The organism is Methylovorus sp. MP688, assembly GCF_000183115.1.
Lineage (GTDB): Bacteria > Pseudomonadota > Gammaproteobacteria > Burkholderiales > Methylophilaceae > Methylovorus > Methylovorus glucosotrophus.
This window is the reverse complement of sequence record NC_014733.1, coordinates 1,117,711-1,142,474: the sequence shown is the minus strand read 5'-3', so window position 1 is coordinate 1,142,474 and position 24,764 is coordinate 1,117,711. Positions and strand designations below refer to the sequence as shown.

General features: G+C 58.6%; 16 protein-coding genes. 7 read left to right on the top strand and 9 right to left on the bottom strand.

Going from position 1 to position 24,764, the window contains the following annotated elements; all coding sequences use genetic code 11:
• Nucleotides 1-65: 65 nt before the first annotated feature.
• From MPQ_RS05565 to MPQ_RS05545, 5 genes are all read right to left on the bottom strand, one after another.
• Nucleotides 66-569: a MarR family winged helix-turn-helix transcriptional regulator gene (locus MPQ_RS05565; RefSeq protein ID WP_013441921.1), complete on the bottom strand. Its 504-nt coding sequence runs from the start codon at nt 567-569 to the stop codon at nt 66-68.
• Between the two features lie 226 nt (nt 570-795).
• Complete coding sequence (gene hrpA / locus MPQ_RS05560; protein WP_013441919.1) at nt 796-4,833, bottom strand: ATP-dependent RNA helicase HrpA; 4,038 nt, start codon at nt 4,831-4,833, stop codon at nt 796-798.
• 54 nt (nt 4,834-4,887) lie between these two features.
• Nucleotides 4,888-7,257: a penicillin-binding protein 1C gene (pbpC, locus tag MPQ_RS05555; protein WP_083801044.1), complete on the bottom strand. Its 2,370-nt coding sequence runs from the start codon at nt 7,255-7,257 to the stop codon at nt 4,888-4,890.
• 6 nt (nt 7,258-7,263) lie between these two features.
• The gene (locus tag MPQ_RS05550) at nt 7,264-12,999 is read right to left on the bottom strand and encodes an alpha-2-macroglobulin (RefSeq protein ID WP_013441917.1); all 5,736 of its coding nucleotides are present in this window, start codon (nt 12,997-12,999) and stop codon (nt 7,264-7,266) included.
• Nucleotides 13,000-13,106: 107 nt separating this feature from the next.
• Complete coding sequence (locus tag MPQ_RS05545) at nt 13,107-13,550, bottom strand: hypothetical protein (RefSeq protein WP_013441916.1); 444 nt, start codon at nt 13,548-13,550, stop codon at nt 13,107-13,109.
• Nucleotides 13,551-13,729: 179 nt separating this feature from the next.
• Here MPQ_RS05545 and MPQ_RS05540 point away from each other — a divergent pair, with 179 nt between their 5' ends.
• Complete coding sequence (locus MPQ_RS05540) at nt 13,730-14,659, top strand: YihY/virulence factor BrkB family protein (protein WP_013441915.1); 930 nt, start codon at nt 13,730-13,732, stop codon at nt 14,657-14,659.
• Here MPQ_RS05540 and MPQ_RS05535 read toward each other — a convergent pair.
• Nucleotides 14,656-15,486 carry an SAM-dependent methyltransferase gene (locus MPQ_RS05535; protein ID WP_013441914.1) on the bottom strand — a complete coding sequence of 277 codons (831 nt, stop codon included), beginning with the start codon at nt 15,484-15,486 and terminating at the stop codon, nt 14,656-14,658. The genes MPQ_RS05540 and MPQ_RS05535 overlap by 4 nt on opposite strands.
• A 220-nt stretch (nt 15,487-15,706) precedes the next feature.
• Here MPQ_RS05535 and MPQ_RS05530 point away from each other — a divergent pair, with 220 nt between their 5' ends.
• The 5 genes from MPQ_RS05530 to ylqF all read left to right on the top strand — a co-directional run bounded on the left by MPQ_RS05530 (nt 15,707) and on the right by ylqF (nt 19,482).
• Nucleotides 15,707-16,588, top strand: a complete 882-nt coding sequence (locus MPQ_RS05530) for a DUF6662 family protein (protein ID WP_013441913.1) — start codon at nt 15,707-15,709, stop codon at nt 16,586-16,588.
• A gap of 78 nt (nt 16,589-16,666) precedes the next feature.
• Entirely contained in the window at nt 16,667-17,209 is a 543-nt protein-coding gene (locus MPQ_RS05525; RefSeq protein WP_013441912.1) for an FMN-binding protein, read from the top strand.
• A complete protein-coding gene (locus tag MPQ_RS05520; RefSeq protein WP_013441911.1) occupies nt 17,184-18,023 on the top strand; it encodes an FAD:protein FMN transferase in 840 nt (279 codons plus the stop codon). The genes MPQ_RS05525 and MPQ_RS05520 overlap by 26 nt, the downstream gene beginning before the upstream one ends.
• A 12-nt stretch (nt 18,024-18,035) precedes the next feature.
• Nucleotides 18,036-18,452, top strand: coding sequence for a hypothetical protein (locus tag MPQ_RS05515; RefSeq protein WP_238525359.1), 417 nt, complete (start codon nt 18,036-18,038; stop codon nt 18,450-18,452).
• 73 nt (nt 18,453-18,525) lie between these two features.
• Entirely contained in the window at nt 18,526-19,482 is a 957-nt protein-coding gene (ylqF, locus tag MPQ_RS05510; RefSeq protein ID WP_015829835.1) for a ribosome biogenesis GTPase YlqF, read from the top strand.
• A gap of 34 nt (nt 19,483-19,516) precedes the next feature.
• Here the strand turns inward: ylqF and MPQ_RS05505 are convergent, their stop codons facing one another.
• The 3 genes from MPQ_RS05505 to MPQ_RS05495 all read right to left on the bottom strand — a co-directional run bounded on the left by MPQ_RS05505 (nt 19,517) and on the right by MPQ_RS05495 (nt 22,513).
• The gene (locus tag MPQ_RS05505) at nt 19,517-20,677 is read right to left on the bottom strand and encodes a diguanylate cyclase domain-containing protein (protein WP_013441908.1); all 1,161 of its coding nucleotides are present in this window, start codon (nt 20,675-20,677) and stop codon (nt 19,517-19,519) included.
• Nucleotides 20,678-20,836: 159 nt separating this feature from the next.
• The gene (locus MPQ_RS05500; RefSeq protein ID WP_041362633.1) at nt 20,837-21,286 is read right to left on the bottom strand and encodes an MEKHLA domain-containing protein; all 450 of its coding nucleotides are present in this window, start codon (nt 21,284-21,286) and stop codon (nt 20,837-20,839) included.
• A gap of 30 nt (nt 21,287-21,316) precedes the next feature.
• Entirely contained in the window at nt 21,317-22,513 is a 1,197-nt protein-coding gene (locus tag MPQ_RS05495; RefSeq protein WP_013441905.1) for a GGDEF domain-containing protein, read from the bottom strand.
• Nucleotides 22,514-22,705: 192 nt separating this feature from the next.
• Between MPQ_RS05495 and MPQ_RS05490 the strand changes: the two genes are divergently transcribed.
• Nucleotides 22,706-24,703 carry a UvrD-helicase domain-containing protein gene (locus MPQ_RS05490; protein ID WP_013441904.1) on the top strand — a complete coding sequence of 666 codons (1,998 nt, stop codon included), beginning with the start codon at nt 22,706-22,708 and terminating at the stop codon, nt 24,701-24,703.
• Nucleotides 24,704-24,764 lie beyond the last annotated feature (61 nt).

The following is a 24,764-nucleotide window of genomic DNA, read 5'->3' as shown; positions in this document are numbered from 1 at the left end:
TAAATTAAAAATATGGAACCATAAAGTATGGATTCAAACTAAATGTTCAAAAAAAATGAAGCAGCTTATTTCATGACATCCACATGCTCGGCCAGGGTTCTGGCATGCGAGATCAGGACATCGCGTTGCGACTTGCTCAGGACATCCATCAAGAGTTTCACCTTGTCTATGTAGTCCGGCATCACTTCGTCCAGCTTTTGCAGGCCAGCGGCGCTCAGGCGTATCAGAAACTTGCGCCTGTCATCGTTATTGATCAGCCGCGTCACCAGGCCTTCCCGCTCCAGGCCGTCAATAAAGCCTGTCATGGTGCCTTTGGTGACACCGGCCTTCTCCGCCAGGTCTGAAGGCGAAGAAGTGAAATCCTCCTGGCGCATGAGCAACACCAGCACCCACCAGCGGCCTTGCAGCAGATCATGCTTGCCCAGCAGCTTGTCCAGCGCATCGGAAATATCCGAAGCGGCGCGCAACAAGGCGACAAAATCCGAGATGGCCGAAATGTCGGTTTGCGGGTAGCGCTGAACGAAACGTTCCAGGCTTTTGGAGGTAGGAAGTTCTTTGAGAAGTAACATGAGGCCATGTTAGTATGGCTCCATATTAAATGCAATAAAAATCTTTTTGATGCCGAATAATTGGCTGCGGTGAATGATGGCCTTGACTGCATAAAGGCAATTCACGAGCTGTGATGTAAGGAAAAAACGGGGGCATGCACAAACCACTTACTTCATGCATAAGCTTTTGCGCCCATGCCTATCAAACAGGAGGAGTCAGACAGGCATGGGAACGACAGGCAGAACCTTAGGAAAGATCAGCCCAGGCTTTATCCAGCCGTTTGACCGACACCGGAAACGGCGTTTTCAGCTCTTGCGCAAACAGGGAAATACGCAGCTCCTCGATCAGCCAGCGGTATTCCTGCAAAGCAGGCGGCACCGGCTGGCCGCTCTTGCGCAGGCTGACGACGCGCTCTTCCCAGCGCTGCCAGACCTGTTGCACCGCTTGCCCATTGCGCGTGTCGCGCTCGATGCCGCCGGGGTATTTTTCCAGCCGCAGGCGCAAGCCCTTGAGGTAACGCGGCACATGCTGCAGGCGCTCCCATGGCGTCTGGCTGAAGAAGCGCTTGTACAACAGGCGCCCCAGTTGCTCTTCCACTTCTTTTTTGAGACGCGCCATGGGGCCGGGCAGGCTGACCAGCTTTTGCATCAGCGGCTGGTATTCGGCGGCGATGGCGGCGGCCAGGCGACTGGCGCCCTCCACTACCGCGGGCAGCCGGGTGCGGGCGCGCTGCTTGAGGTTCATGAAGTCGGCATTGCTGCGTGGCAAGTCGTCCTCGCCGATAAAGGCGCGGTCGGCAATCGCCGTCAGCATGTCGTCGCGCAGTTCGTCCGGCGTCATCAGGTTGCGCAGCAGCAAGGCGTATTGGGTAAAGCCCGGCAGGCCTTTCTCCAGCTGCTTCATCTGCTCTTTAAGCTCAAAGCGCATCAGGCGGCGCACGCCGGCGCGGTGGGCATCTTCGGCCGCAGTGGCCGTATCAAACAGCTTGACTGCCACACTGTCCTGCTCGTCCTCTATGGCCGGGTAGCCGGTGAGCTGGCGCCCATCACGACTGAAGGTCAGGGTCTTGGGCAGATCGCCAAAGTCCCATTGCTTGAGCCCGCTCTTCTCAATAGAGGGCGAACTGCTGCGGAAGGTGAGCTGGGCGGCCTGCCCCAGCTGCTGTTTCAGCGCAGTCCAGTCGCGGCCCATGCCGAGCTCGCGGCCTTTTTCATCCACCACACGGAAATTCATGTGCAAGTGCGCAGGCAAGGCCTCTGCATTCAGCTCATCGGCTGACATCTTGAGCCCGGTGCGCTGCTGGATGTAAGCAATCAACGCGGGAATCAGGGGCGATGCGCCTATCTGCGCCTGCTCCAGAAAACCCGTCACAAATTCCGGCACCGGCACGCACACGCGGCGTAGCGTCTTGGGCAGGGCCTTGATCAGTGCAGTGAGTTTCTCGCGCAGCATGCCAGGCACCAGCCATTCGCTGGCGGTCGGGTCCAGCTGATTCAGCAGCGCCAGCGGCACGGTGGCGGTCACGCCATCGAGCGGATGCCCGGGTTCAAAGCGGTATTTAAGCGCGATCTCGGTACCATCCAGCAGCATGGTTTCAGGGAACTGCGCTTCGGTGACGCCAGCCGCACCATGGCGCATCAAGGCATCACGGGTCAGATAAAGCAGACGCGGATTTTCGCGCTCGGCCTCTTCGCGCCACTTTTCAAAACCCGCGCCATTGATAATACCGGCGGGAATAATCGCATCGTAAAACGCAAACAATGCGTGCTCATCCACCAGCACATCCTGGCGGCGCGCCTTGTGTTCCAGCTCCTCGATCTCGGCAATCAGGCGACGGTTGGCCTCAAAAAACGGCGCGCGCGTGTCGAATTCCATATTCGCCAGCGCTTCGCGCACAAAGATTTCGCGCGATTCCTGCGGGTTGATCGGCCCGTAATGCACACGCCGCTTGGGGATCACTGTCAGGCCATACAGGCTGACGCGCTCCCACGCCACCACCTGCGCTGGCTTGCGATCCCAGCGCGGGTCGGTGTAATGACTTTGTGTCAGGCTGCGCGCCAGTGGCTCTATCCAGTCCGGCTCGATTTTGGCGACGCAACGCGCATACAGCTTGGTGGTTTCCATCAACTCGGCGGCCATCACCCACTTGGGGCGCTGCTTTTTCAGCGCGGAGCCGGGGGCGATATTGAAGCGGATGCCACGCGCCCCCTGATAGCTTTCCGATTCGCCGTCCTTGAAGCCGATATTGCCCAGCAGGCCAGACAGCAGCGCCCGGTGTATCTGCTCATAGGAGGCTTCTTTGTCGTTGAGCTTGAATTCCATGTCTTCGGCGATTTCCAGCAGCTGGAAATACAGCTCGCGCCATTCCTTCATGCGCAGGAAAGACAGGAAGTTCTGATGGCATTTGCCCAAAAGCTCCTTGTTGGATTTCTTGGTTTTCAGCGCCTCGTCGTAAAACGCCCACAGTTTCAGGAAGCTCATGAAATCGGACTGCTCGCCGGCAAACTTGGCATGCGCCTGATCGGCGGCTTCGCGCTTGTCCATGGGCCGTTCGCGCGGGTCCTGGATCGCCAGCGCACTGGCGATGATCAGCATCTCCTGCAAACAGCTTTCCTTTTTGGCGGCCAGGATCATGCGGCCCACACGCGGGTCCAGCGGCAGGCGTGCCAGCTGGTTGCCCAGCTCGGTAATCTGCCGGTCGGCATCCACCGCGCCCAGCTCCTGCAACAGCAGGTAGCCATCGGCAATCAGGCGTGAACTCGGCGCCTCGATAAAGGGAAAGTCATTCACATCACCCAGCCGCAGGGCGGCCATGCGCAGGATCACCGAAGCCAGCGAGGACCGCAGAATCTCGGGGTCGGTAAATTCGGAGCGGTTATTGAAATCCTCCTCGTCGTACAGGCGTACGCAGATGCCGCTCGACACCCGGCCGCAACGCCCTGCCCGCTGGCGTGCAGCGGCCTGCGAGATTTTCTCGATCTGCAGTTGCTCGACCTTGGCGCGAGCGCTGTAACGGTTGACCCGCGCCAGGCCGGTATCGATCACGTATTTGATGCCGGGCACGGTAAGCGAGGTTTCGGCCACATTGGTCGCCAGCACGATGCGGCGCGTGCCGCCGGAACGGAAAATCTTCTGCTGGTCTTCAATCGACAGTCGGGCAAACAGCGGCAGGATTTCCACATGCTTGAGCTTGGGCGAGCGGCCCTGGTATTTGCGCAGATGGTCGGCGGTATCGCGAATCTCGCGCTCGCCAGGCAGAAAGACCAGAATATCGCCCTCGCCCAGCCGCATCAGATCATCGGCCACATCCAGAATCGCTTCTTCCATGGCCTCTTCGGCATCGTCTTCTTCCAGCCAGCGCGATTCCACGCGCGGCTTGCGCTTGATGCCCATGAGGTCCTGCCCCAGCAGTTCCAGATCGTCTTCGTCTTCCAGCTCGGGGGGATTTTCCTTGGCACTGAATCCGGCCTTGCCCAGCGGGCGGTAGCGGATTTCCACCGGATAAGTACGACCGGAAACCTCAATCACCGGCGCGCCCTCAAAGTGCCGCGAGAAGCGGTCGGCATCGATGGTGGCCGAGGTGACAATAACTTTGAGGTCAGGACGCTTGGGCAATAGCTGCTTGAGATAGCCCAGCAGGAAATCGATATTCAGGCTGCGCTCGTGCGCCTCGTCGATGATGATGGTGTCATAGGCGTTGAGAAAGCGGTCGCCCTGCGTCTCCGCCAGCAAAATGCCGTCCGTCATCAGCTTGATATAGCTGCTTTCCGAGAGCTTGTCGTTGAAGCGCACTTTGTAACCCACCGCCTGGCCCAGCGGCGAATTCAGCTCCTGCGCAATGCGCGAGGCCACCGAGCGGGCGGCAATGCGGCGTGGCTGGGTATGGCCGATGAGACCGCTAACGCCGCGCCCCAGCTCCAGGCAAATCTTGGGCAGCTGGGTGGTTTTACCAGAGCCGGTTTCCCCGCAAACGATCACCACCTGATGTTTCTGTATGGCGGCGGCAATATCGTCCTTTTTGCCAGAGACCGGCAACTCGGCGGGATAATCCGGCTTGGGCAACCCCGCTTTGCGCGCCTGCAGGCGCGCGACGGAATCACGCACGCGATTGGCCAGCTCGGCCAGCAGTTTGTCGGGGGATTTCTGCTCAGGTTTCTGCTGATCCAGCTGTGCCCGCACCTGCTGCAAGCGCCGACGCAAAGGAAAACGGTCGGCCAGCATGCATTCCGGTAGCAGTTTCTCCAGCTGGCTGATGACGTGACGGGGGTTGGTGGTGGTATTCATGGCGGTGTTCATAGGTTGGCGCGATTTTAACATGCACGCCCGCTGCCCGGCCGCTCAAGATGGTCGCGCAGGTTTCGCATTCGGCCCGGGCATGGCCTCGCGCAGCATGGCGCCCCGCACTTCAAAGCGTGCCGACTCGCGCAACTTGCCGCTGGCATCGTGCAGGCTCAGCACATGGCGACCGGGCATGGGGAACCAGGTATAGCGCAGGTCTGCCGTCTGCGGGGTATTGGCGGGCGGTGCATGTTCACCTGCCAACTGGCGCGGCGATGCCAGCTTGACCGGTGCCACCCGTTTGCCATCCAGCCGCCAGTACCAACCTGCAGGCAAGGCCGGGGTTGCCTTGAACACCACCCGCTGCTGCGCGGGCGGAATTTCCGGGTCCAGCGCGATAATCGCGCCCTGGCCGGGGTAGGCAATGCTCACCAGCGAATTATCCGCCTGGGCACCCCGCGTATCCTGGCCCAGCTTGCTTGGGCGCACATCGTCCCCATCATGGCTCGCCTGCACCAGGGCAAGCTCGGTGCCTTTCAAAAACCACTCCTGCCGGACCGGCTCAATCGCGGGTTGAAAGCGCACCTGTTGCTGCAGCAGCCCGGCGGGCGGCGTGCGCACGACTGGCGCCAGCAAACGGCCATCGGGGTGCGTGTGCAGGTAATCCATCACGGCACGCCAGACCGGCGCCGCGCCGCTTACGCCAGAGACATCGTGCATGGGCGCGCCATTGGCATTGCCCACCCACACGCCGACGGTATAGCGTGCCGTGTAGCCCACGCACCAGTTATCGCGCATGTCTTTGCTGGTGCCGGTTTTCACTGCGCTCCAGTAGCGCGTCGCCAGCGCCGAATCCATGCCGAAGGTATGCGCACGCGCATTGTTATCGGCCAGGATGTCACTCACCACATAACTCGCGGCGGGCGAAAACACTTGCATGGGCTTATCGGCCTTGCCTTTGCTGGCGGGATTGGCCCATTGCATGCGCACCCCGCTGTAACGGCCCTGATTGGCCAGCGCCCGATAGGCATTGGTGAGATCGAGCAGGCGCACATCGGCCGCGCCCAGAGCCAGGCTGTAGCCGTAATAGTCCACCGACTCGGTCAGCGTGCTGAAACGCAATTGCTGCAGGCGCGCAAAAAAACGGTCCGGCGTGATATGCAGCAGGCTACGCACGGCGGGCACATTCAGCGAGCTGCCGAGTGCCGTGCGCAGGCTGACCGGGCCCATGAACTGCTTGTCGTAATTCTGCGGAATGTAATCGCCATTGCCGGTGCGTATGCGCACCGGGCTATCGTCCAGAAGCGAGGCGGCGGTCAGCGCCCGCATATCCAGCGCCGTGGCATATAAAAATGGCTTGAGCGTAGAGCCCGCCTGGCGCTGTGCCAGCACGCCATCCACCGCGGGCGCGGTCGACAGGGTATCGCTGGAACCCACCCAGGCCAGCACTTCGCCTGTGCGATTATCCAGCACCAGCACCGCGCCATCCTGCACATTCTGGTTTTCCAGTTGCAGCAGGTTGGCACGCAATTGCCGGGCGGCGTATTGCTGCAAACGCATATCCAGCGTGCTGCGCAGGCGCTGACCCGGCTGCTGCAATAACTGCCGTGCCAGATGCGGCGCCAGATTGGGCATGGCAGGCTCGAAGGGCGCCACCAGCTTGAGGCTGGCAAACCCTTCGAGGTCGGCGCAGGCTCGCGCCTGCTGCATCTGCTTCAAAAGCTGGCAGGCACGTTCGGCCACGCGGGCGGGTTTGGCATTGGGTGCGCGCAGCAGCACGGCAGCGATGGCGGCTTCCCGCGCATCCAGCGCCTGCGGGCCTTTGCCAAACAGGCCCTGACTCATGGCGGCAACGCCTTGCAGCTCGCCACGAAACGGCACCAGGTTGAGGTAGGCTTCGAGGATGTCGGATTTTTTCCAGGCATGGTCCAGCTGCAAGGCATCGGCCGATTGCCCGAGCTTTTGCACCAGGCTGCGGCGGCCATGCACGGCATCCTGCTCCAGCAGACCAGCCAGCTGCATGGTGATGGTGCTGGCGCCGCGCGTGCGGCTATCCCACAGATTGCGCCAGCTAGCCGAAGCCACCGCCAGCCAGTCTATGCCCGCATGCTGGTAAAAGCGCTGGTCTTCGGAATACAGCAGCGCTTGCAGCAAGGCGGGCGACATGGCTTCCAGCGGTGTCCACTGCAACCGCCGCACCTGATGATCCAGCCGCAATTGCTGCAGAACCTGCCCATCGCGCGCCAGCAGCCAGGCATCGGAGGCCCGGTATTGCGCCTTGACCTGGACATAGCTGGGCACGGCCGCCGCAATGCCCGGCAGCAGGCCAAGCAGCAAGCCTAGCGTCGCAAGTAGTGTCCGCTGGTGGAGCTGTCGCTGCGGCTTAGGCTTTTGCCCGGTCAGCTTGCGCATTGTCGCGGTCTGGGTCATGCGGCCCTAGCGCACATCCAGCTTGGCATTGGGCAGCTGACCAAACACTTCGGGCGCATACATCGCCTCTACCCGCGTTGGCGGCAGACTGAAGGTGCCGGGGTTATTGAGCCGCACGGTGTATTCGTACCAGAAGTGCCCCTGCGGTGCGAACTCGTAATACGCACGGAAAAATGCCAGCCCGCGTTCGGTGTAGCTGGGTGCCAGACTATCTTCATTGGACTGGTTTTCACCCGCCTGGTTTTCACCCATCTGGGCAATGCGCGAATCTCGCGCCGTATTGCCGAGTATGCTGGCGCCAGCCGGTATCGGATCAGTCAGCACCACCCAGCTGAGATCATGCTGGCTGTCGACATCCACCCGTATGCGCATCAGGTCACCACGACTCCACTGCCCCGGCACTTTCTGCTCAATCGGCGTCACGCGGCGCTGAATGCGGTAGCCATTGCTGGCAGGTTTATCGGGGATAGCCGCCGTCACCAGCAGATTGAGCCAGGGCTTGCCGGTGCCGCTATGCGTCACTTGCAGATTAGAGGCCGGTGAAGACGCCCATGGCAGGAACAAGCTGGCAGCAGTGGCATCCGGCCCGGTAGCCGCGGCCTCGGCGGGCCAGTCGTAACGTTTTTGCTGCGCGCCCAGCGTGGCTTGCGTCAGCCCGCTGACCGGCTCGGACTCAAATTGCCGGCTGAATTTCTGCAAGGCCAGACGGCCCCAGGCATTAGCGAGCGTGGTATGCCAGTGGCCCTTCTGCTGGCGCATGAGCGCACCGCGCAACATGGCAGGCATATCGGCCTTCCACGCGGGGTCATCCATCAGCAAGGCGGTCAGGCGTGTGGCATTCACTTCGCCATCCACCATGGCCCACCACCATGCGTCATTTTCCTCGCCGTCAAAGCTCAGGCGGCCGCCCACGTTCTGCAGGCGATTGCGCAACTCGCGCGACACCTGCTGCAGGCGCTCATCGCGCTGGCTGGCATCCGGCACGTGGCGCAAGATGGCATACCAGTCGATCAGGCTGGTGGTGGGCATCTGGATGGGCTTGAACTCAAACGCATCGAGCGAACGGCCATGCACACTGCCGGTATACGACAAAGCCGCCAGCGCCGACAGACGACGCTCGTTCAGGTAGCGATTACTGCCGCCATACCAGCCATGCGGCTGGCTGCGCCCCTCAACAAAATCCAGCAGCGCCGTGCGCATGCCCTGCTCCACCGAGGGCGGCAAGGTCACAGCGTTTTCATAGGCCATGGTCAGCACATAGGCCGTGAGCGCATCACTGCCGTATGACATGCCGGGGAAATACGCCAGGTAGCCCTGCGCATCCTGATAGCCCGCCAGCTGTTTGGCGATGGTTTGCCAGCGCGTGGCGTCCATGAGACCGGTGGCAATCGAGGTCTGCTGTTCCAGGCAGTTGAACGGGTAAGAGTTGAAGTAGCGCTCTATGCCTGCCGTCTGCTGCCCGAGGCTGGCACTGAGCTTGAGCTGCAGCCCGCCCTTGCCGGGGATGGCCCCGGCCGGCAAGGTGGTCGGCAGATTCAAGGGCTGCTCCAGCTGCATGAAGCTGGCCTGCTGCACCGTCACCGGCACGCGCGGCAATACCTTCTGCGGAATCTCCAGCCTGTCCAGCGGCTTGCCCTGATCATTCAGCGCTTCTATGGTCCAGCGCTGCGAGGTACTGTTATCCGGTACTTCCACCGGCCAGCGCAGCTCCTGCGCCGCCCCGGCAGCCAGCGTCACCGCTTGCGATGTCCACTGTTTTTGCTCGGTGCGCGCATTGAGTTTCAGCGACATCGGCTTGGCGGTGGTGTTGCGCAGCGTGATGATGGCCTGATAACGATCATTTTCACGCACCATGGGCGGCAGGCCGGAGGTCAGCTGCAAGGCCTGCCGGCTGACGATTTCCGCCTGCCCGGTACCAAAGTAGCCCTGCTCCACATCGGCAATCGCCACCACCTTGAATGCGGTCAAGGCATCATTGACGCGGAAGCGCACCGTCGCCATGCCCTGATTATCAAGCTTGACGCGCGGGTTCCAGTACAACAGCGTGTTGAACAGCTCGCGCGTGGCGAATTTGCCACCACCGCCGCCCGCAGGCAGCGCCTTCTTGCCGTAGTGACGTTTGCCCACTACCTGCATCTGAGCGCTGGCCGTGTTGATGAGGTAGGCCCGCTCGTCCATCATGTTGTCCAGCAGGTTCCAGCTGGCATTGGGAGATAACTCCAGCAAGGCCCTGTCCACCGCCACCAGCGCCACTTCAGCACCTGCGGGCGCCGGTTTACCATTGGGCAGCCGCACCTTGATCTTGGCAGTCACCATGTCGCGTGGGCGATACTCCTGCTTGTCAGTCTGCACATCGACCTTGAGACGCGCACCATCCGTCCCCACCGCGATATGGGTCAGGCCAAACTTGAAGGCGGGCTTGCCGAGATCAACCAGCGCCGTGGGCTGCGGCATGCCATCGCGCCAGGCCTGCCACCAGTCCACCGGGCTATGCCAGCCCCACTGGAAGAAGCTGTACCACGGCACCTCGGTCAGGCGACCGCGTACCGCCAGCACCGAGACATACACATTCGGCCCCCAGCTGTCTTCAATCGGAATCTCCACCACGGCATTGCGCCGGTACAGCGGACGCACCATGGTCTTGATGATGCCTTCGCGCTCCACCGCAATCAGCGCCGTGGCCTGATGGAATGGCGTATGCACCTGCAAACGGGCGGTTTCGCCAACCTTGTACTCGCGTTTCTCCGGGATCACTTCCATGCGGTCCTGATCGCCCTGCGCATACCAGACATCAGCGGCATCGCTCACCCAGAAGCCGCTCTCGGCCACCATGGGCCGCCCGGCATCGTCCACCGCGCGTGCCGTCAGGGCTATCCGTCCGCTGCCCTTGATATCCACCTGGCATTGCACCAGGCCCTGAGCATCACTCACGCCCTGGCATAGCGTGCCAAGGTCTTCGCTACCCTGCTCGGTTTCGTAGCTGTAAAAACCGCCAAGGATGCGCTTGCGATGCACAAAATCCCACTTGCGCTCGCCGTGCAGGGTGACCTTCACGCCTGCCCTGGGTTTGCCTGCGGTATCCAGCACCACGGCCTGCACCTTGCGCCTGGCTTGCATGCCCGCCCAATCTTTCACCTGCAGGCCCAGCGCCAGGCTGGCGGGCCAGATATCGGTACTGCCTGCCAGCGTCTGTATCTCGCCATTGGGGTCGGTGAAGGTCATTTCCGTCTGCAATTGCAGCGGCTGCCCGGCGGCATTGCCCACGGCAGTCACCGGCACTTGCAGGCGACCGCTGCCCAGGCGGTCCAGTTTGACGGCCTGGCGGTCGAGCACCAGTTTCTGCAGCGGCTCGCCACGCAGCCGCGCACCGAAACTGAAGTCCGGATAGTCAGCAAAGGAATATTGCCCCGCGTTCAACATGGCAGATACCTGCACCTGCTGGCCACTGGCCGCGCCGCCATTCAGGTAATTGAGCGATAGCCGCACCGGGATAGCACTGGCGCCGGCGTAGCGCATTTTTTCGGACTGCACGCTGCCCTTGTAAGCGGGCAGGCGGAATTCGGACACCCGAAACTGGCCCACATAGTCCCACTGCCCGGCCATCTTGATGCCATAACTGCCGATGGGGGCATCCTCCGGTATCTGCCATTGCGTGATGGCATCGCCACGTGCATCCCATTCCAGCGGCATATCGACCGAATAATCACCGCCTATCAGTTCCAGCGTCACACTGTCTGGCAAGGACTCGTTGGGGTAACGGAAGCCGCGGAAATCCTCCATCCGCGCAATGTGTTTCATGGAAACCGTTTCGCCCGCGCGCAGCATGGTGCGGTCGAGGATGGTCTGCATCTTGAGGCCTTGCTGCGGCGCCCAGGTGCGCACATTAAAGCGCCATGGCTCTATGCCCCTATCCCAGTCGGACTGCACAAAGGAAAAATCCTCGCCCAATCTGGCAGTGGCAAAGTACACCCAGGCGCCGGGGCACTTGTGATGCTCGGGAAGGGCCTCAGGGTAGCCCGCAATGCCCTGGGCATCGGTTTTGCCCTGCCAGAAGCGGTGGCCCTGGCAATCCAGCAAGGCAACGTCAGCGCCTGCAACCGGTTTGCCGCTGGAGAGCGAGGTCACCCAGACCAGACTGTTGTCGCGGCCGGTCTTGAGGTGCACTGCCATGTCGGTCACCAGCGCCTGGCTGCGCACATACATGGGCTTGGCCTCGCTCAGCAGTGCATTGCCCAGCACCTGGCTGCGAATTTCCACCACGTAAAATCCGGGCTTTTGCAGCGGAATACCCACGACTTCAAACGCCTTGCCATTGGCCGGTCTGGGCATGGCACGTTCTAGCGCAGTATCGTTACGACCTTCCAGAAAGGACAGTTCGCGCGGATACAACATATCCGTGTAAGGCCTGAATTCTTCAACTGTATCGCCATCGAGCGTGCGCTGTTTCATGCGGGGCGATGGTTTGCTGACTTCACGAGTCTGGCTTTCAAAGCGCCGCAGATCTGCCATCACCTGCAAGGCCACTTCCGGATCCTGCTGGCGTAGCACGCGCATGCCAATACGGCTTTCCATGTTACGGATGGTGACCGGCAGAACACCGCCTTCCTTGAGCTCCAGTACGCCAAAATTGGCAGCGAACTTGGCCAGTGGCGGCAGCAGCGCCGTGCGCAGCTTGAGCGGGAAACTGCTGGCATTGCTCAGCGTGCGGCCGCTGGCATCGCGCAGATTCCTGGGCAGGGTCAGCTCATAGGCTGCACCCGGCTTGAATGGGCCTTTGAACAGCACGCTGATGAGCTGATCCTGCTCTGCCACACGGTAGGAAGACGCCGCGCCGGGACGCTGGGCATTGAGTGCCTTGGCACGTGCCGGGCTGATCTCCATGGGCGCCTGGGATTTGCCCGCGCCGACCAGCCGTATCTGCTCCAGCTGTGCCAGGCTGACCGATTCACTGAAGCGCAGCTCGATATCCGATAGCGGCGAGCATGGCGCGTTCGGCTTTTCGCGCGTGCAACTCAGCTCAGCGCGAAACACTGGCCGCACCTGGTAGGTCACCGACTCGCGCTGGGTAGACTTGCCGCCCGACATGCTTTCGATGCCGGCATCCCAAACCAGCTGCATGCGGCTACCCGGCGCCAGAGGGCGCTGGCAACGCAGACCCAGCGCGGGGGACGACATGTCCAGCTGCAAGGTTTGCAGCGCCGTCTTCAGCTGGGCCGCCGACAATGTGCGCACGGGAATGCGCTCGCTCACACCCTCCGGGGCGCACCAGGCATGCTGCTCCACACTTTGCGGCTTGATGGCAAACGGTGTCTCGATGATGAACACCTGGTCTTCTTCAATCGGGTTGTACGACTCCGGCAGCACATGCTTCAGCCACGGGCCGGCCATGAAAAAGCGGAACGGTGCTGTCCCGGCATATGTCTCGCCATCCAGCGACTTGAGATCGCGGCGCGGAGTGAACTGGCACTGAGCCCCGGCGTCCAGCTTGCCGCTCAGGCGATAAACCCAGGTACGGCTATCCTGCCAGCGCCCTTCCCCTGACAACGGGCAGTCAATATCAAAGGGAGCGGCCGCTTCCGCATCGCCTAGCTTTACCATGTCCACATTGAAAATCGCGGTGGCCTGATTCACCTTGCGCACCTCGCCCTGCGGTGAGAAATCGCGTACCTCAACCGCGGCAGAGGCCAGCCCGTGCATCAAGAGTCCACTGAGCAGGACAAACATGGAGGAATTTTTCAGCATGAGCAAGGCTCTCCTGGCGATAGATAACGACAACAAGCAGGGGCTTATTGTCCAGGGTGATGGTGAATTCTGTGTGATGTTAAGACGGGCGCCCCGACATCCAGCGCTTACTTGATCACACAGTTTTCAAGCCCGGTGTTGCCGCCCTTGAACTCGGGCTCGAAATAGAATTTGTGAAAGCGCCATTTGCCCGCTTTGGTTTTCTTCATGACGGCAATGCCGGTGCCGTAATCATGCGTGGTCGGGTCCTGCAGGCCAAAGTGCATGGCAACATGGCGGCCGTTGGCGGCGGCGTGGCCGAGGTAGGTGCCGTAGTCCGGCACTTCCAGCTTGAAGTCATAACTGGCATAGCTGCCACGGCTGTGTTCGGGCTTGAGGGTCATGGTGACAGTGCCGGTATAAGCTCCCTCGTGTGCATCATCGCCCGTGCATTGGTATACGCCGCTGAAATCCTCGCCGGTGAATTTGCCCGCCGAGGCCTTGGCCTGCGCCTGCAGCGGCACTGCAATGGAAACCAGAAGCATGAGACTAGCCAATGAAAAACGCGACATACCTTCCCCTTTTTTGAAAAATGACGATGAACCTGCATGGCCCCTTGGCCAGCCCCAGGCCCAGTGAACGGCACAGTAAACGCAGCGGAACTCACTGGCGGGGGCATTATCGAATTATCATACCTCTACCTGCATGAATAATCTGTAGCCACCCTCTGTTACCACCATGGGAGTCCTCTTTGCATTCTGTTTTCAAACCTTTTGGCTCGGCATTACGCTATCTCAATTGCATGCGCCAGCTCTTCACCAGTGCCATCGTTGCCTGGTTTGCTCACCGCGCCACCAGCAAGGGCGCGGCCCTGGCGTTTTATACGATTTTTTCGCTGACGCCTATTCTGGTGCTGGTGATTGCCGTCACAGGGTACTTTCTGGGCGAGCAATCAGCACAAGGGCATGTGGTTGCCGAGCTGTCCATGCTGGTTGGCGACAGCGGCGCCCGCGTGATCAGCTCCCTTCTGGCGGCATCGCATAACCACACCTCGGGCATCATCGCTTCCGTCGTGGCGGCCCTGTTGATTTTCATAGGCGCGACCACGGTATTTGCCGAGCTGAAGGCCAGCCTGGATGAAATCTGGGAAGTGGAGAAAGCCGTCGTCAGCAATAAACATGCATTCAAGCAACTGCTGATCACGCGCCTGACCTCGTTCGGCCTGATCATCATCCTCTCCGCCTTGCTGATGAGCTCATTGCTGGCGAGCGCCGGGCTAGGGCTGATCGAGCATTACGCCAATTATTTCCTGGGGGGCTATCTGGATTTCCTGCTGCAGCACATGGCGATTTTCAAATACATCTCGACCCTGCTGTCGTTTGCGGTAATTACCGCCATGTTTGCCGTGGTCTACAAGATGCTGCCGGATGTGCGGCTGTCGTGGTCGGATGTGGTGGTGGGCGCCGTGCTCACGGCCTTGCTGTTTGGCCTGGGGAAATTGCTGATCGGCATGTATCTGAGCCGCAGCGGCATTTCATCCAGCTTTGGCGCGGCGGGCTCGCTGATCGCGCTGTTGCTGTGGATTTATTACTCCGCGCAGATTTTCTTTTTTGGCGCCGAGGTCACCCGGCAATTTGCTCTCACTTACGGCAGCCTGAAAGAGCAAAACGACCAGCCCTAAACCTCCGCTGGCATAAAGCGGGAGCGCAAATCTTCCAGATTGAGCTCCTGCAGTATCTGCTCCAGCCGCTCGCGCGCATTGCGCCGCGGATTATTCTTGTAACGGGCGATGATGAGCTCGTTTTTCATGGAATGCTCCCAGCCGACCAGCTCGGTCACCGTCACCTGATAGCCATGCGCCTCAAGCTGCAGGCAGCGCAGCACATTGGTGATCTGGCTGCCAAATTCGCGGGTATGAATCGGGTGACGCCAGATTTCCGATAGCGGCGTTTTGCCAAAGGACTCATTCTTGCGCTTGCGCAGCACCTCGGCCACTTCCGCTTGGCAGCACGGCACCAGCACCATGAATTGCGCCTGCTTTTGCAGGCCAAACTGTATCGCATCATCCGTGGCGGTATTGCAGGCATGCAGCGCCGTCACGATTTCCACTTTTGGCGGCAAGGCCGTCGACCGCATGGCGTCTTCCACCGACAAATGATGGAACTGCATGCGCGCGAACCCCAGATCGGACGCCAACTGACGGGATTTTTCCACCAGCTCGGCGCGGGTTTCCACCCCCACCACCTGCCCGGCCGCCTGCTGCTTCATGAAGAGATCGTAAAGAATAAAGCCCAGATAGGATTTTCCCGCCCCATGATCCACCAGCATGGGTGAAGGATTGCCCTGCATGACTTCCTGCAGCAAAGGCTCAATGAACTGGTAGAGGTGATACACCTGCTTCAGCTTGCGGCGCGTGTCCTGGTTGAGCTTGCCGTCGCGCGTCAGGATGTGCAGCTCCTTGAGCAGGGCGATGGATTGATTGGGGTGAATTTCGGGGATGAGGGTCATGGCGACATTTTATCATCCTCTGGTAGCGACTTTATTGACTGTTGTTTGCTTGCAACGCAACAGGCTCGCCAGCTATTCAAAAAATGTAAATTCACTTGTGCATTCTTGAAAACAAGAACCATTCTCAAATATAATAATACCCATAACTAAATAAGTGTTAATACACAAAATTAAGGTATGCCAACCATACCGCCTCATCATCAAATAGTCAGGAAAAATCATGAATATCAATAGGGTTGTATTATTGGCACTGGGTGCTCTTGTCTTCATTAGCCCGGCAGTGCATGCAGGCGAAGGCAATTTTGGCTGGATTTACACACTGGATTTACAGCCTAAAGGCAGCTATGAGTTTGAGCAGCGCATGCAGTGGAACCATCGCCAGGAAGCTGGGCGTTACGAAGATTTCGATATGCGCAGTGAAATCGAATATGGCCTGTCGGACAATCTGCAAATCGCGGGTTACGTCAATACCAACTACGTCAATGCCAACCAGAATGACCGTTTTGGCGAGACAGCAGGCTCCCGCATTCCCGAAAGCATAGACACATCCAAAAGCTATAGTAAGTTCCGTTATGAGAGTGTGGCTGCGGAACTGATCTGGCGGATTACCAACCCCTATACCGACTGGATTGGCATTGGTGTTTACTTCGAGCCTACCCTGGGCTACGACAACAAATCCTTTGAATATCGCCTGCTGCTGCAAAAAAACCTGATGGATGACAAGCTTATTCTTGCCAGCAACCTGGTCTTTGAAACGGAGCGCGACGAGGTGGCTACCAACACCAATCCGGAAAAAGCATCCCACGCCGACCTGCTGATGGGGGCCAGCTATCGCTTCGCACCCAAATGGTCAGGTGGCCTGGAATACCGCTACCACAATGATTTTTCTGGCTATTTTTACCAGAATGTCACCCAGCACGCTCACTTCATTGGCCCCAACCTGCACTACGGTACCCAGAAATGGTGGGCAACTGTGGCATGGCGCCATCAGCTCAAGTCAGGGTCATGCATGAATGCTGGCGAGTTTGAATGCTCCAGTGGTTATGTGAATGACGACCATGGCCGCGACGAATTCATGTTCAAATTCGGCATTCCCCTTTAATTTCTCATGGGGCAACTGGCTTGCCAGCATGCGTATGCGGGCAAGCCAGTCCATTAACCTGTTAAAGGACAGACCATCATGTCTTCCAATCGCCTGCCACTGGCGCTTTTTGGTGTTTGCCTGGTTGCCTCGCAATCATCGTATGCCGAGGTCTTTTTCACGGCTGAAACCGTGCAAAAAGCGCTATACCCGCACGCCTCCCGCTTTGAGGCTAAAAATCTGAGCCTGACGCCTGAACAAATCAAAAAAATAGAGGACAGCTCTCCCACCAGCACGCCCATCCCCACGCACCTTTTTGAGGTATTTGAGGGTGACAGGCATGTGGGCTATCTGGTCATCGACAAGGTATTGGGGCGGCATGAATTCATCACCTATGCAGTCGCCCTCAACCTAGCAGGCGAAGTTCAGGGCATAGAAGTCATGGAGTATCTGGAAAGCTACGGCCAGCAAATCCGCAATGAGAAATGGCGGGCGCAGTTCACTGGCAAAAAGAAAACCGACGCCATCAAGCTCAACGGAGACATACAGAACATTGCCGGGGCCACCTTGTCCTGCAAGCACATTACCGAGGGCATACGCCGCATGCTCACGCTTTATGACGTTGCCATTAGAAAAACATAAACGCGCCACTATCGCGCTCGGTACGATAGTGGAGGTCAGCCTCTGGCTTGAACCCGGCACCGATCCTTCTCCATTATTTGAGACAGCCTATCAGGCCATTCGGCAAGTGCATGCCTTGATGAGCGTACATGACGACCACAGCGATCTTGGCCGCTACCGTCTGGCAAGCGATGGAGAGCCGATAACGATTCATGCCCATACCCTCCAGGTTCTGGAGTTTGCTGAAACCCTGTGGAGCTTAAGCGATGGCATGTTTGATGTATGCATCGGCGACGTGCTGGCCCGTGCAGCTTATCTGCCGGAAGAATGGGTCAGCACAGTGCCCCAAGATTTTTCACCTCGACAGCCCTTGGAAATCACCTCTCATGAAGATGGGACGGCCAGTCTCAAAAAGCAGGCAAACACGCTGATTGATCTGGGCGGCATCGCCAAAGGCTATGCGGTGGACTTGGCCATTGAAGCTTTGCAGGCAATGGGCGTGCCTTCAGCACTGATCAACGCGGGTGGGGATATGCGAATCTATGGCACGACAGAAGCACCGATACACCGCCGGCAGCATCAGATGTATGTACCGCTGGGCTATCTGCACAATCAGGCGCTGGCAACTTCCGGCCAGCCTAGCAATCGTGACACCGCTTTGGACCAGCTGCCGATTGTCGACCCCAATACCCGGCAATGCCTACCCGCGCTCGCCCATCCGATCAGCATAGTGGCGAATACCGCGATGGCGGCTGACGCCCTGACCAAGCTGGCATGGTTAAATGCATTGAATCCAGCCCTGCTGGAGCGCTATCATGCCCGCCTCATCCACTGATTGTGCAAGCTGATGCGTCCCTCCCGATTCACCAAAAAAATACTGTATCCATCCCTGCTCCTGATCGCCATTTCCGGCATTACATGGCTGATCGGGCACTATTTTCTGGAAATCCAGGGTGAATTCGGCCCGGAAAAGCATCCGCTTGAAATCTGGTCGCTGCGTTTACATGGTTTTTTTGCCATGTTTGGCCTGCTCTGCCTCGGCATGTTGCTGGAGCATCATATCAAGACGTATCTCAAGCACCCCAAGCGCTGGTGGACAGGCCTGCCTCTGCTGGCAGTGTGGATATGGCTGGTCATCAGCGGCTATCTGCTTTACTACCTCATTGATGATCAATGGCACAATGCGTTCAGCCTCGGGCACTGGATCGTTGGTCTAATTTCGGTTTTGGCGGCATACTTGCACATTGTTGGCAAAAAATACTAGCCAGCATCCATACACTACATCCTTAAAACCGCACGCTGCCTGGCGTGCGCATCATCATTGGCGGTTCTGAATAATGGCAATACAGTGGTTTCCCGGACATATGACCTCGGCAAAGAAAAAAGCAGCCGAGACCATGGAGCATATCGACATCGTGATCGAGGTGCTGGATGCGCGGGTGCCAGAAGCCAGCCATAACCCCATGATTGAGGAGCTGCGCCTGTTCCGGCAGCGGCCCAACCTCAAGATTCTGAACAAGGCCGACCTAGCCGACCCTGCCGTTACCCAGGCCTGGCTCAACTACTTCAACAAGCAGCCTGGCGTGAAAGCGGTGGCGCTTTCGTGTAAAAAACCGGGTGACGCCGGCAAGATCCCCGGCCTGTGCAAAGCCCTTGCGCCGCACCGCGGCACCAATCTCAAACCCTTGCGCATGATGATCATGGGCATCCCCAACGTCGGCAAATCCACGCTCATGAATGCGCTGCTGAATCGCCGCATTGCCAAGGTGGGCGATGAGCCTGCCGTGACCAAAAGCCAGCAGCGCTTTGACCTGAACGACCAGATGAGCATCACCGACACCCCCGGCATGATGTGGCCCAAGATTCAATATGAGTCTGATGGCTACATGCTGGCTGCCAGCCATGCCATTGGCCGCAATGCGGTAATTGATGAAGATGTGGCAGTGTTTTTGGCTGGCCTGTTGTTGGAACGCTACCCCGCCCTGCTCAATGCCCGTTACAAGATAGACGTGAGTGGCATGGATGCGGTGGACGTACTGGAAGCCGTAGCCAAGCGCCGGGCTTACCGGCTGAAAGGCGGTGAGTTTGACATGGAAAAAACCGCCATGGCCTTTCTGGTGGACTACCGCTCCGGCGCCCTGGGCCGTATCAGCCTGGAAACGCCAGATACCCGTCAGCAGATGATGCAGGCGGCGAAGCAGGCCATAGAGGATGCTGCCGAAGAAGCGGCGCAGGCCAAAGCCCGCCAACAGCCGCAAGACGGCTCAGCTGAAAACGACAGCCCGGAACACTAAGGTCTCCACTTCGCCTCAGGACGCGCCCCGCGTCTCAATCCTGCGAAAACACCAGGCGATTCTTGCCGTTTTTCTTCGCCTGATACATGGCCCGGTCGGCGGCATCCAGTAACTCATCCGCCTCCTGACCATCCATGGGATAACAGCTAATGCCAATGCTGACGCCCAGCAGCTGGTGCTGCCCATCAATAGTAAACGGCTGGTTGATATAGCGAATGATGCGATTGCCCAAACCGCCGATTTCACTGACGGAACGGTAGTTGTGCACCAGCACGACAAACTCATCGCCACCCAGGCGGGCGATGAAATCAGACTCCCGCAAGGCATTCTTGAAGCGCTCGGTGGCAAACTTCAGGGCAAGGTCACCGCCATCATGGCCGTGCCGGTCATTGATTTCCTTGAAGCCATCCAGATCAAGGTAAAACAGCGAAAACGGCTGGCCGCTGCGCTTGGAGAGGAAAATCTGCCGCCGGAAATAGCTTTCAAAGTAGCGACGATTGGGCAAACCGGTGAGCGAATCATGGTAAGCATCATGACTCATCTCCTCCGCCGTAGTCTGGGAGGTGGACGCGATTTCAAACAGGCGCACTGTTTTGTAATAGGCGCCGGTAAAGAGCCCGATGACGATCAGCAGCAACAAGGCAGCGCCGCCCATGGTCTGTTTCAGCGCGCGACGGGAGGCATCACTCAACTCGGCTTTGCGACGCTGCAACAGGTCGTCGATATCTTCCAGCTCGGTGTCTATCCTGTCCATGATATTGACGCCGATTTTGGCCGAATTGAGATGGGGGGCATACGCGCCAGAATTTATCTCGGTCTGGATGGAGGCTTCTGTTACCCGCAGCTTGATCTCGACCAGTTTGCTGACATCCTCAAAGCGATGCTTGATGTCCGGCACGTCGATCATTTGCGCATTCAGGGTGTGGGTGATGCGCTTGATATCAGCCTTGCCCTTGCGATAATTCTCCAGGAAACGCACATTCTGGGTAAGCAGATAACCGCGCTGCCCGGTCTCGACCTGGACAATCGCCTTGTGCAGCTTGATGGCCTCTATACGCAGCACGTCAGTCTGCTCGGCCTGCCGCGAAATATGCACCAGATGGATCGCGGCAAACAACAAGCCAGCCAGGGCTGCGCTAAGCAGCAATGACGCCAGGATAAAAGGCCGAATAATCTGTTTTTTATAATCGAGCACGTTAAATTATGTCTACCGTTATGGTTCGATCTGTATCAGCGCACGAATGGCTTACCCGCAGGGAATGTCCCACATATCCATCCCTTGCTGGACAGGGCATGGCCCAATGATTCATTAATATCGGCTGCATCCCCCATAAACTTGATGCCACCGACCATGCTAAAGCCCATGCCAGTCGTGTATGCAGGCCGCCTGGCCCCGGTATACCCCCTCTGCATCATGCAGATTCCACACCGTGGCCCGGGTGATCATGAAACGACGCCCATCGCCAGTCACCCGCACGCCAGCATAATCATCGACATAGCCATCCAGGGCGACACGTTGCAACAAGGCCGCGCGCGCTTCGCGCACCATGGGCTCGGCAGACAGTCTGGAGGGCAAGTGCACAAACTGCTCCCAGTCATAGCCAAACAAGGTCTGCGCCTGCAGATTGGCATAGTTGAATATGGGGTCAGCGGCCGTGTCGTGCGAAACGATGGCCACATCGGCTGCGTAAAGCGACTCGGCGAGCAGCGCGTCATTGGGCATGTCGCCCTGCCCTTGGGCAATCAGCGGGCGGCCTGTCAGCCGCAGGTAACTGCTGCACAGCAAATGACTGTGGGCATGCATGAAAGGCGAGTGGATAAAGGCAGACACAGATTACGCTGCCTGCAGATTCAGTCCTGACAGGCTGGAATACGCCACGCCCTGATTACGCCCGGCTTTTTTGGCGGCATACAGGGCCGCATCCGCCGAAGCCAGCAGACTGCGGAAATCATAGCCAGCCAGCCTTGCACAGGTGATGCCTACACTGACGGTGAACTGGAGCGTGACTGGCCCCTGAACAATACGCAGGGATTCAACCGATTGCCGTATGCGCTCGGCACACTGTATGCCTTCCTGCTCGGTGGAGCCAGGCAGCAGCAGGCAGAATTCCTCGCCACCATAGCGGGCCAGCACATCTTCTTCACGGGTCTGGGTTTTGATTTGCCGGGTGAGCTGACGCAGCACCTCGTCGCCAACCGGATGGCCCCAGCGGTCATTGATGTGCTTGAAAAGATCAATGTCCAGCAAGAGCATGACCAGGCCGCTGTCATTGCGGCGGCCAAAACTGGCCAGACGCCGCGCCGCCTCTTCCAGACCGCGCCGGTTCAGAATACCGGTCAGCGCATCGTAATGCGCATACTGCTCAAGCTCGGAGGATTTGCGAAAACTCACCATCATCACCAGACCAAAGGTGACCAACATCTGCAGCATGCTGCCAACCAGCAAGGTCAGCACATTGGGTTGCCACCCCATGGGGTGATCGAGGATAGGCCCGTCAGCAAACAGCGCACTGATGCCGCGATACGCCATCAGCAGTGCCATGGTAAAGAAAATGACAGCGGTGATCTGGCAGGTGATGCGCTCGGCGGGCGCACGCGCCGGTTTGATGGAAAACTGATACAACAGCCCTGCCGACGCAACATGCAGAAACACGATACCCATTGAATTGACAAACACCGTGAGCGGCTGGCTCCTGAAGAAGCCCAGGGTGAAAACATCCAGCAGCAGCAGGCCACAGACCATCACGAAGGGAAAGTAATAGCGCACCTTTTGTCCGGTATAGCGTCGTATCCCCAGCAGGCGCACCGATTGCCCGAAGACCATCAGCGACAGGATCAGCGAAACCCAATGCTGAATGTCATCATAATGGAACATCACAAACATCATGGAAAAGCTGATGGACAGATTGCCGGCAGCCCAGTATTCCGGGCCGCGGATACCATGAAAACGCATGAAAATAAGCAGTCCTGACATGCAGAATGTCAGCAGGGTAGCCATGACAACCATGGTCTTGAAATCCAGGCCTAACATTACGGATTCATTGTCCTTTTATTGGTTCTTTTTTAGTTAGTTCACACTATGCCACAAGCAATGCTTGCTGGCATCAAAACCCGGTTAAAGCTAAACTTATGCAACTTGGAAATACGCGTGCAACTTGCGAAGTACGCTGCCTGTCATCAACGGCATCCCCCGATTTTTCCCTGAAACGAATCCACCTGGTGCATGTTAAGCAAACTCAACTCCCCGCAGCGTGAAGCGGTCAAATATCTGGACGGCCCTTTGCTGGTGCTAGCCGGTGCGGGCAGCGGCAAGACCCGCGTTATCACGCAGAAAATCGCCTACCTGATCGAGCAATGCGGCTACCAGCCACGTGAAATCGCGGCCATTACCTTTACCAACAAGGCGGCGCGCGAGATGCAGGAGCGTGTGGGACATTTGCTGGAAGGCAAGTCGGCCAAAGGGCTGACCATTGCCACCTTCCACTCGCTGGGCTTGCAGATGCTGCGGCAGGAAGCTGCCCTGCTCGGCTACAAGCCGCAGTTTTCCATTCTGGACTCTTCCGACAGCTACAAGATACTGGCCGATGTGCTGGCCACCACTGACAAGCAGCTGCTGCGCCGCACGCAATCGCAGATTTCGCAGTGGAAAAACGCCTTTATCAATCCGGACCAGGCCAAGGCCCAGGCCGACGAAGAGCTGACGCACGCCGCCGCCAAGGTCTACCAGCTTTACCAGCAAACCCTCAAGGCTTATCAGGCAGTGGACTTTGATGACCTGATTAAGCTGCCGGTGGAGCTGTTTGAACAGCACCGCGAGGCGCTGGAAAAATGGCAGCGCAAGCTCAAATATCTGCTGATTGATGAATACCAGGATACCAACGCCTGCCAGTACAAGCTGGTCAAACTACTGACAGGCGTCGAAGGCCGCTTTACCGCGGTGGGTGACGATGACCAGGCGATTTACGGCTGGCGCGGTGCCGATGTGGAAAACCTGCGGCAGCTGACCGAGGATTTCTCGCGGCTCAAGGTGATCAAGCTGGAGCAGAACTACCGCTCCACCGTGCGCATCCTGCGCGCTGCCAACCAGGTGATCGCCAACAACCCCAAGCTGTTTGATAAAAAGCTTTGGAGCGAGCTGGGCACGGGTGACCTCATCCAGGTGAGCGCCGCCCGCGATGAAGACCACGAAGCCGAGTCCGTGGTGATGAAGCTGATGGCGCACAAATTCGAGCACCGCACGCAGTTTTCCGATTACGCGATTCTGTATCGCGGCAATCACCAGGCGCGCATTTTCGAGCAGCAATTGCGCAACCACAAGGTGCCCTACACCGTCTCCGGTGGCCAGTCGTTCTTTGACAAGGCCGAGATCAAGGACCTGGTGGCCTATCTGCGGCTGATCGCCAACGAGGACGATGACCCCGCGTTTATCCGCGCCGCCACCACCCCAAAAAAAGGCATAGGCAACACCACGCTGGAACGCCTGGGCGAATATGCCCGCGACCATCACCTTTCGCTGTTTGCCGCCGCATTTGAGGGTGACTTTCAGCGCGAGCTGGGCGCCCGCCAGCTGGAAGATTTGCTGACCTTCTGCCAGTACATCAACCGCGTGCAGGAGCGCGCCACGCGCGACCCGGCAGGCGAGATGCTGAATGACATGCTGAATGCCATCCAGTACGAGGCCTTTCTTTACGACAGTGAAGAACCTCGCGCCGCCGAAAGCAAATGGAAAAACGTGCTGGACTTTACCGGCTGGCTCACCAAAAAAGGCAATGAAGACGAGAAAAACCTGCTGGAATTGACGCAGATGATTTCGCTCATGAGCATGCTGGAAGGCCGCGAAAACGGTGAGCCGGACGCAGTCAAACTATCGACCCTGCATGCGGCCAAGGGCCTGGAGTTTGGCCATGTGTTCCTGATCGGCTGTGAAGAAGGCATATTGCCGCACCGCGAAAGTATAGACACCGACCGCATTGAGGAAGAGCGCCGCCTGATGTACGTGGGCATTACCCGTGCGCAGAAGTCGCTGAATATATCCTGGTGCCGCAAGCGCAAGCGCGCCGGCGAAACCGAGAGCTGCGAACCCAGCCGTTTCATTGCCGAGCTGCCGCACGATGACGTCAAGCATTTCGGCATGCCAGCGAGTGACCCGGCTGCTGCCAAGGAAAACGGCCGCGAACGCATGGCACAAATCCGTGCCATGCTGGCCCAGGCCAAGGAATAGCCAGGCCCCGGGCAGAAATTCAGGCCTGGCAAAGGCTTGAACAGGTTGGAAAAAGCCCGGC

Bases quoted from the DNA above. Each gene is read 5' to 3' on its own strand.
- MPQ_RS05565 (WP_013441921.1), bottom strand. From the start codon at position 569: ATGTTACTTCTCAAAGAACTTCCTACCTCCAAAAGCCTGGAACGTTTC.
- hrpA (WP_013441919.1), bottom strand. From the start codon at position 4,833: ATGAATACCACCACCAACCCCCGTCACGTCATCAGCCAGCTGGAGAAA.
- pbpC (WP_083801044.1), bottom strand. From the start codon at position 7,257: ATGACCCAGACCGCGACAATGCGCAAGCTGACCGGGCAAAAGCCTAAG.
- MPQ_RS05550 (WP_013441917.1), bottom strand. From the start codon at position 12,999: ATGCTGAAAAATTCCTCCATGTTTGTCCTGCTCAGTGGACTCTTGATG.
- MPQ_RS05545 (WP_013441916.1), bottom strand. From the start codon at position 13,550: ATGTCGCGTTTTTCATTGGCTAGTCTCATGCTTCTGGTTTCCATTGCA.
- MPQ_RS05535 (WP_013441914.1), bottom strand. From the start codon at position 15,486: ATGACCCTCATCCCCGAAATTCACCCCAATCAATCCATCGCCCTGCTC.
- MPQ_RS05530 (WP_013441913.1), top strand. From the start codon at position 15,707: ATGAATATCAATAGGGTTGTATTATTGGCACTGGGTGCTCTTGTCTTC.
- MPQ_RS05525 (WP_013441912.1), top strand. From the start codon at position 16,667: ATGTCTTCCAATCGCCTGCCACTGGCGCTTTTTGGTGTTTGCCTGGTT.
- MPQ_RS05520 (WP_013441911.1), top strand. From the start codon at position 17,184: ATGACGTTGCCATTAGAAAAACATAAACGCGCCACTATCGCGCTCGGT.
- MPQ_RS05515 (WP_238525359.1), top strand. From the start codon at position 18,036: ATGCGTCCCTCCCGATTCACCAAAAAAATACTGTATCCATCCCTGCTC.
- ylqF (WP_015829835.1), top strand. From the start codon at position 18,526: ATGGCAATACAGTGGTTTCCCGGACATATGACCTCGGCAAAGAAAAAA.
- MPQ_RS05500 (WP_041362633.1), bottom strand. From the start codon at position 21,286: ATGCATGCCCACAGTCATTTGCTGTGCAGCAGTTACCTGCGGCTGACA.
- MPQ_RS05495 (WP_013441905.1), bottom strand. From the start codon at position 22,513: ATGTTAGGCCTGGATTTCAAGACCATGGTTGTCATGGCTACCCTGCTG.
- MPQ_RS05490 (WP_013441904.1), top strand. From the start codon at position 22,706: ATGTTAAGCAAACTCAACTCCCCGCAGCGTGAAGCGGTCAAATATCTG.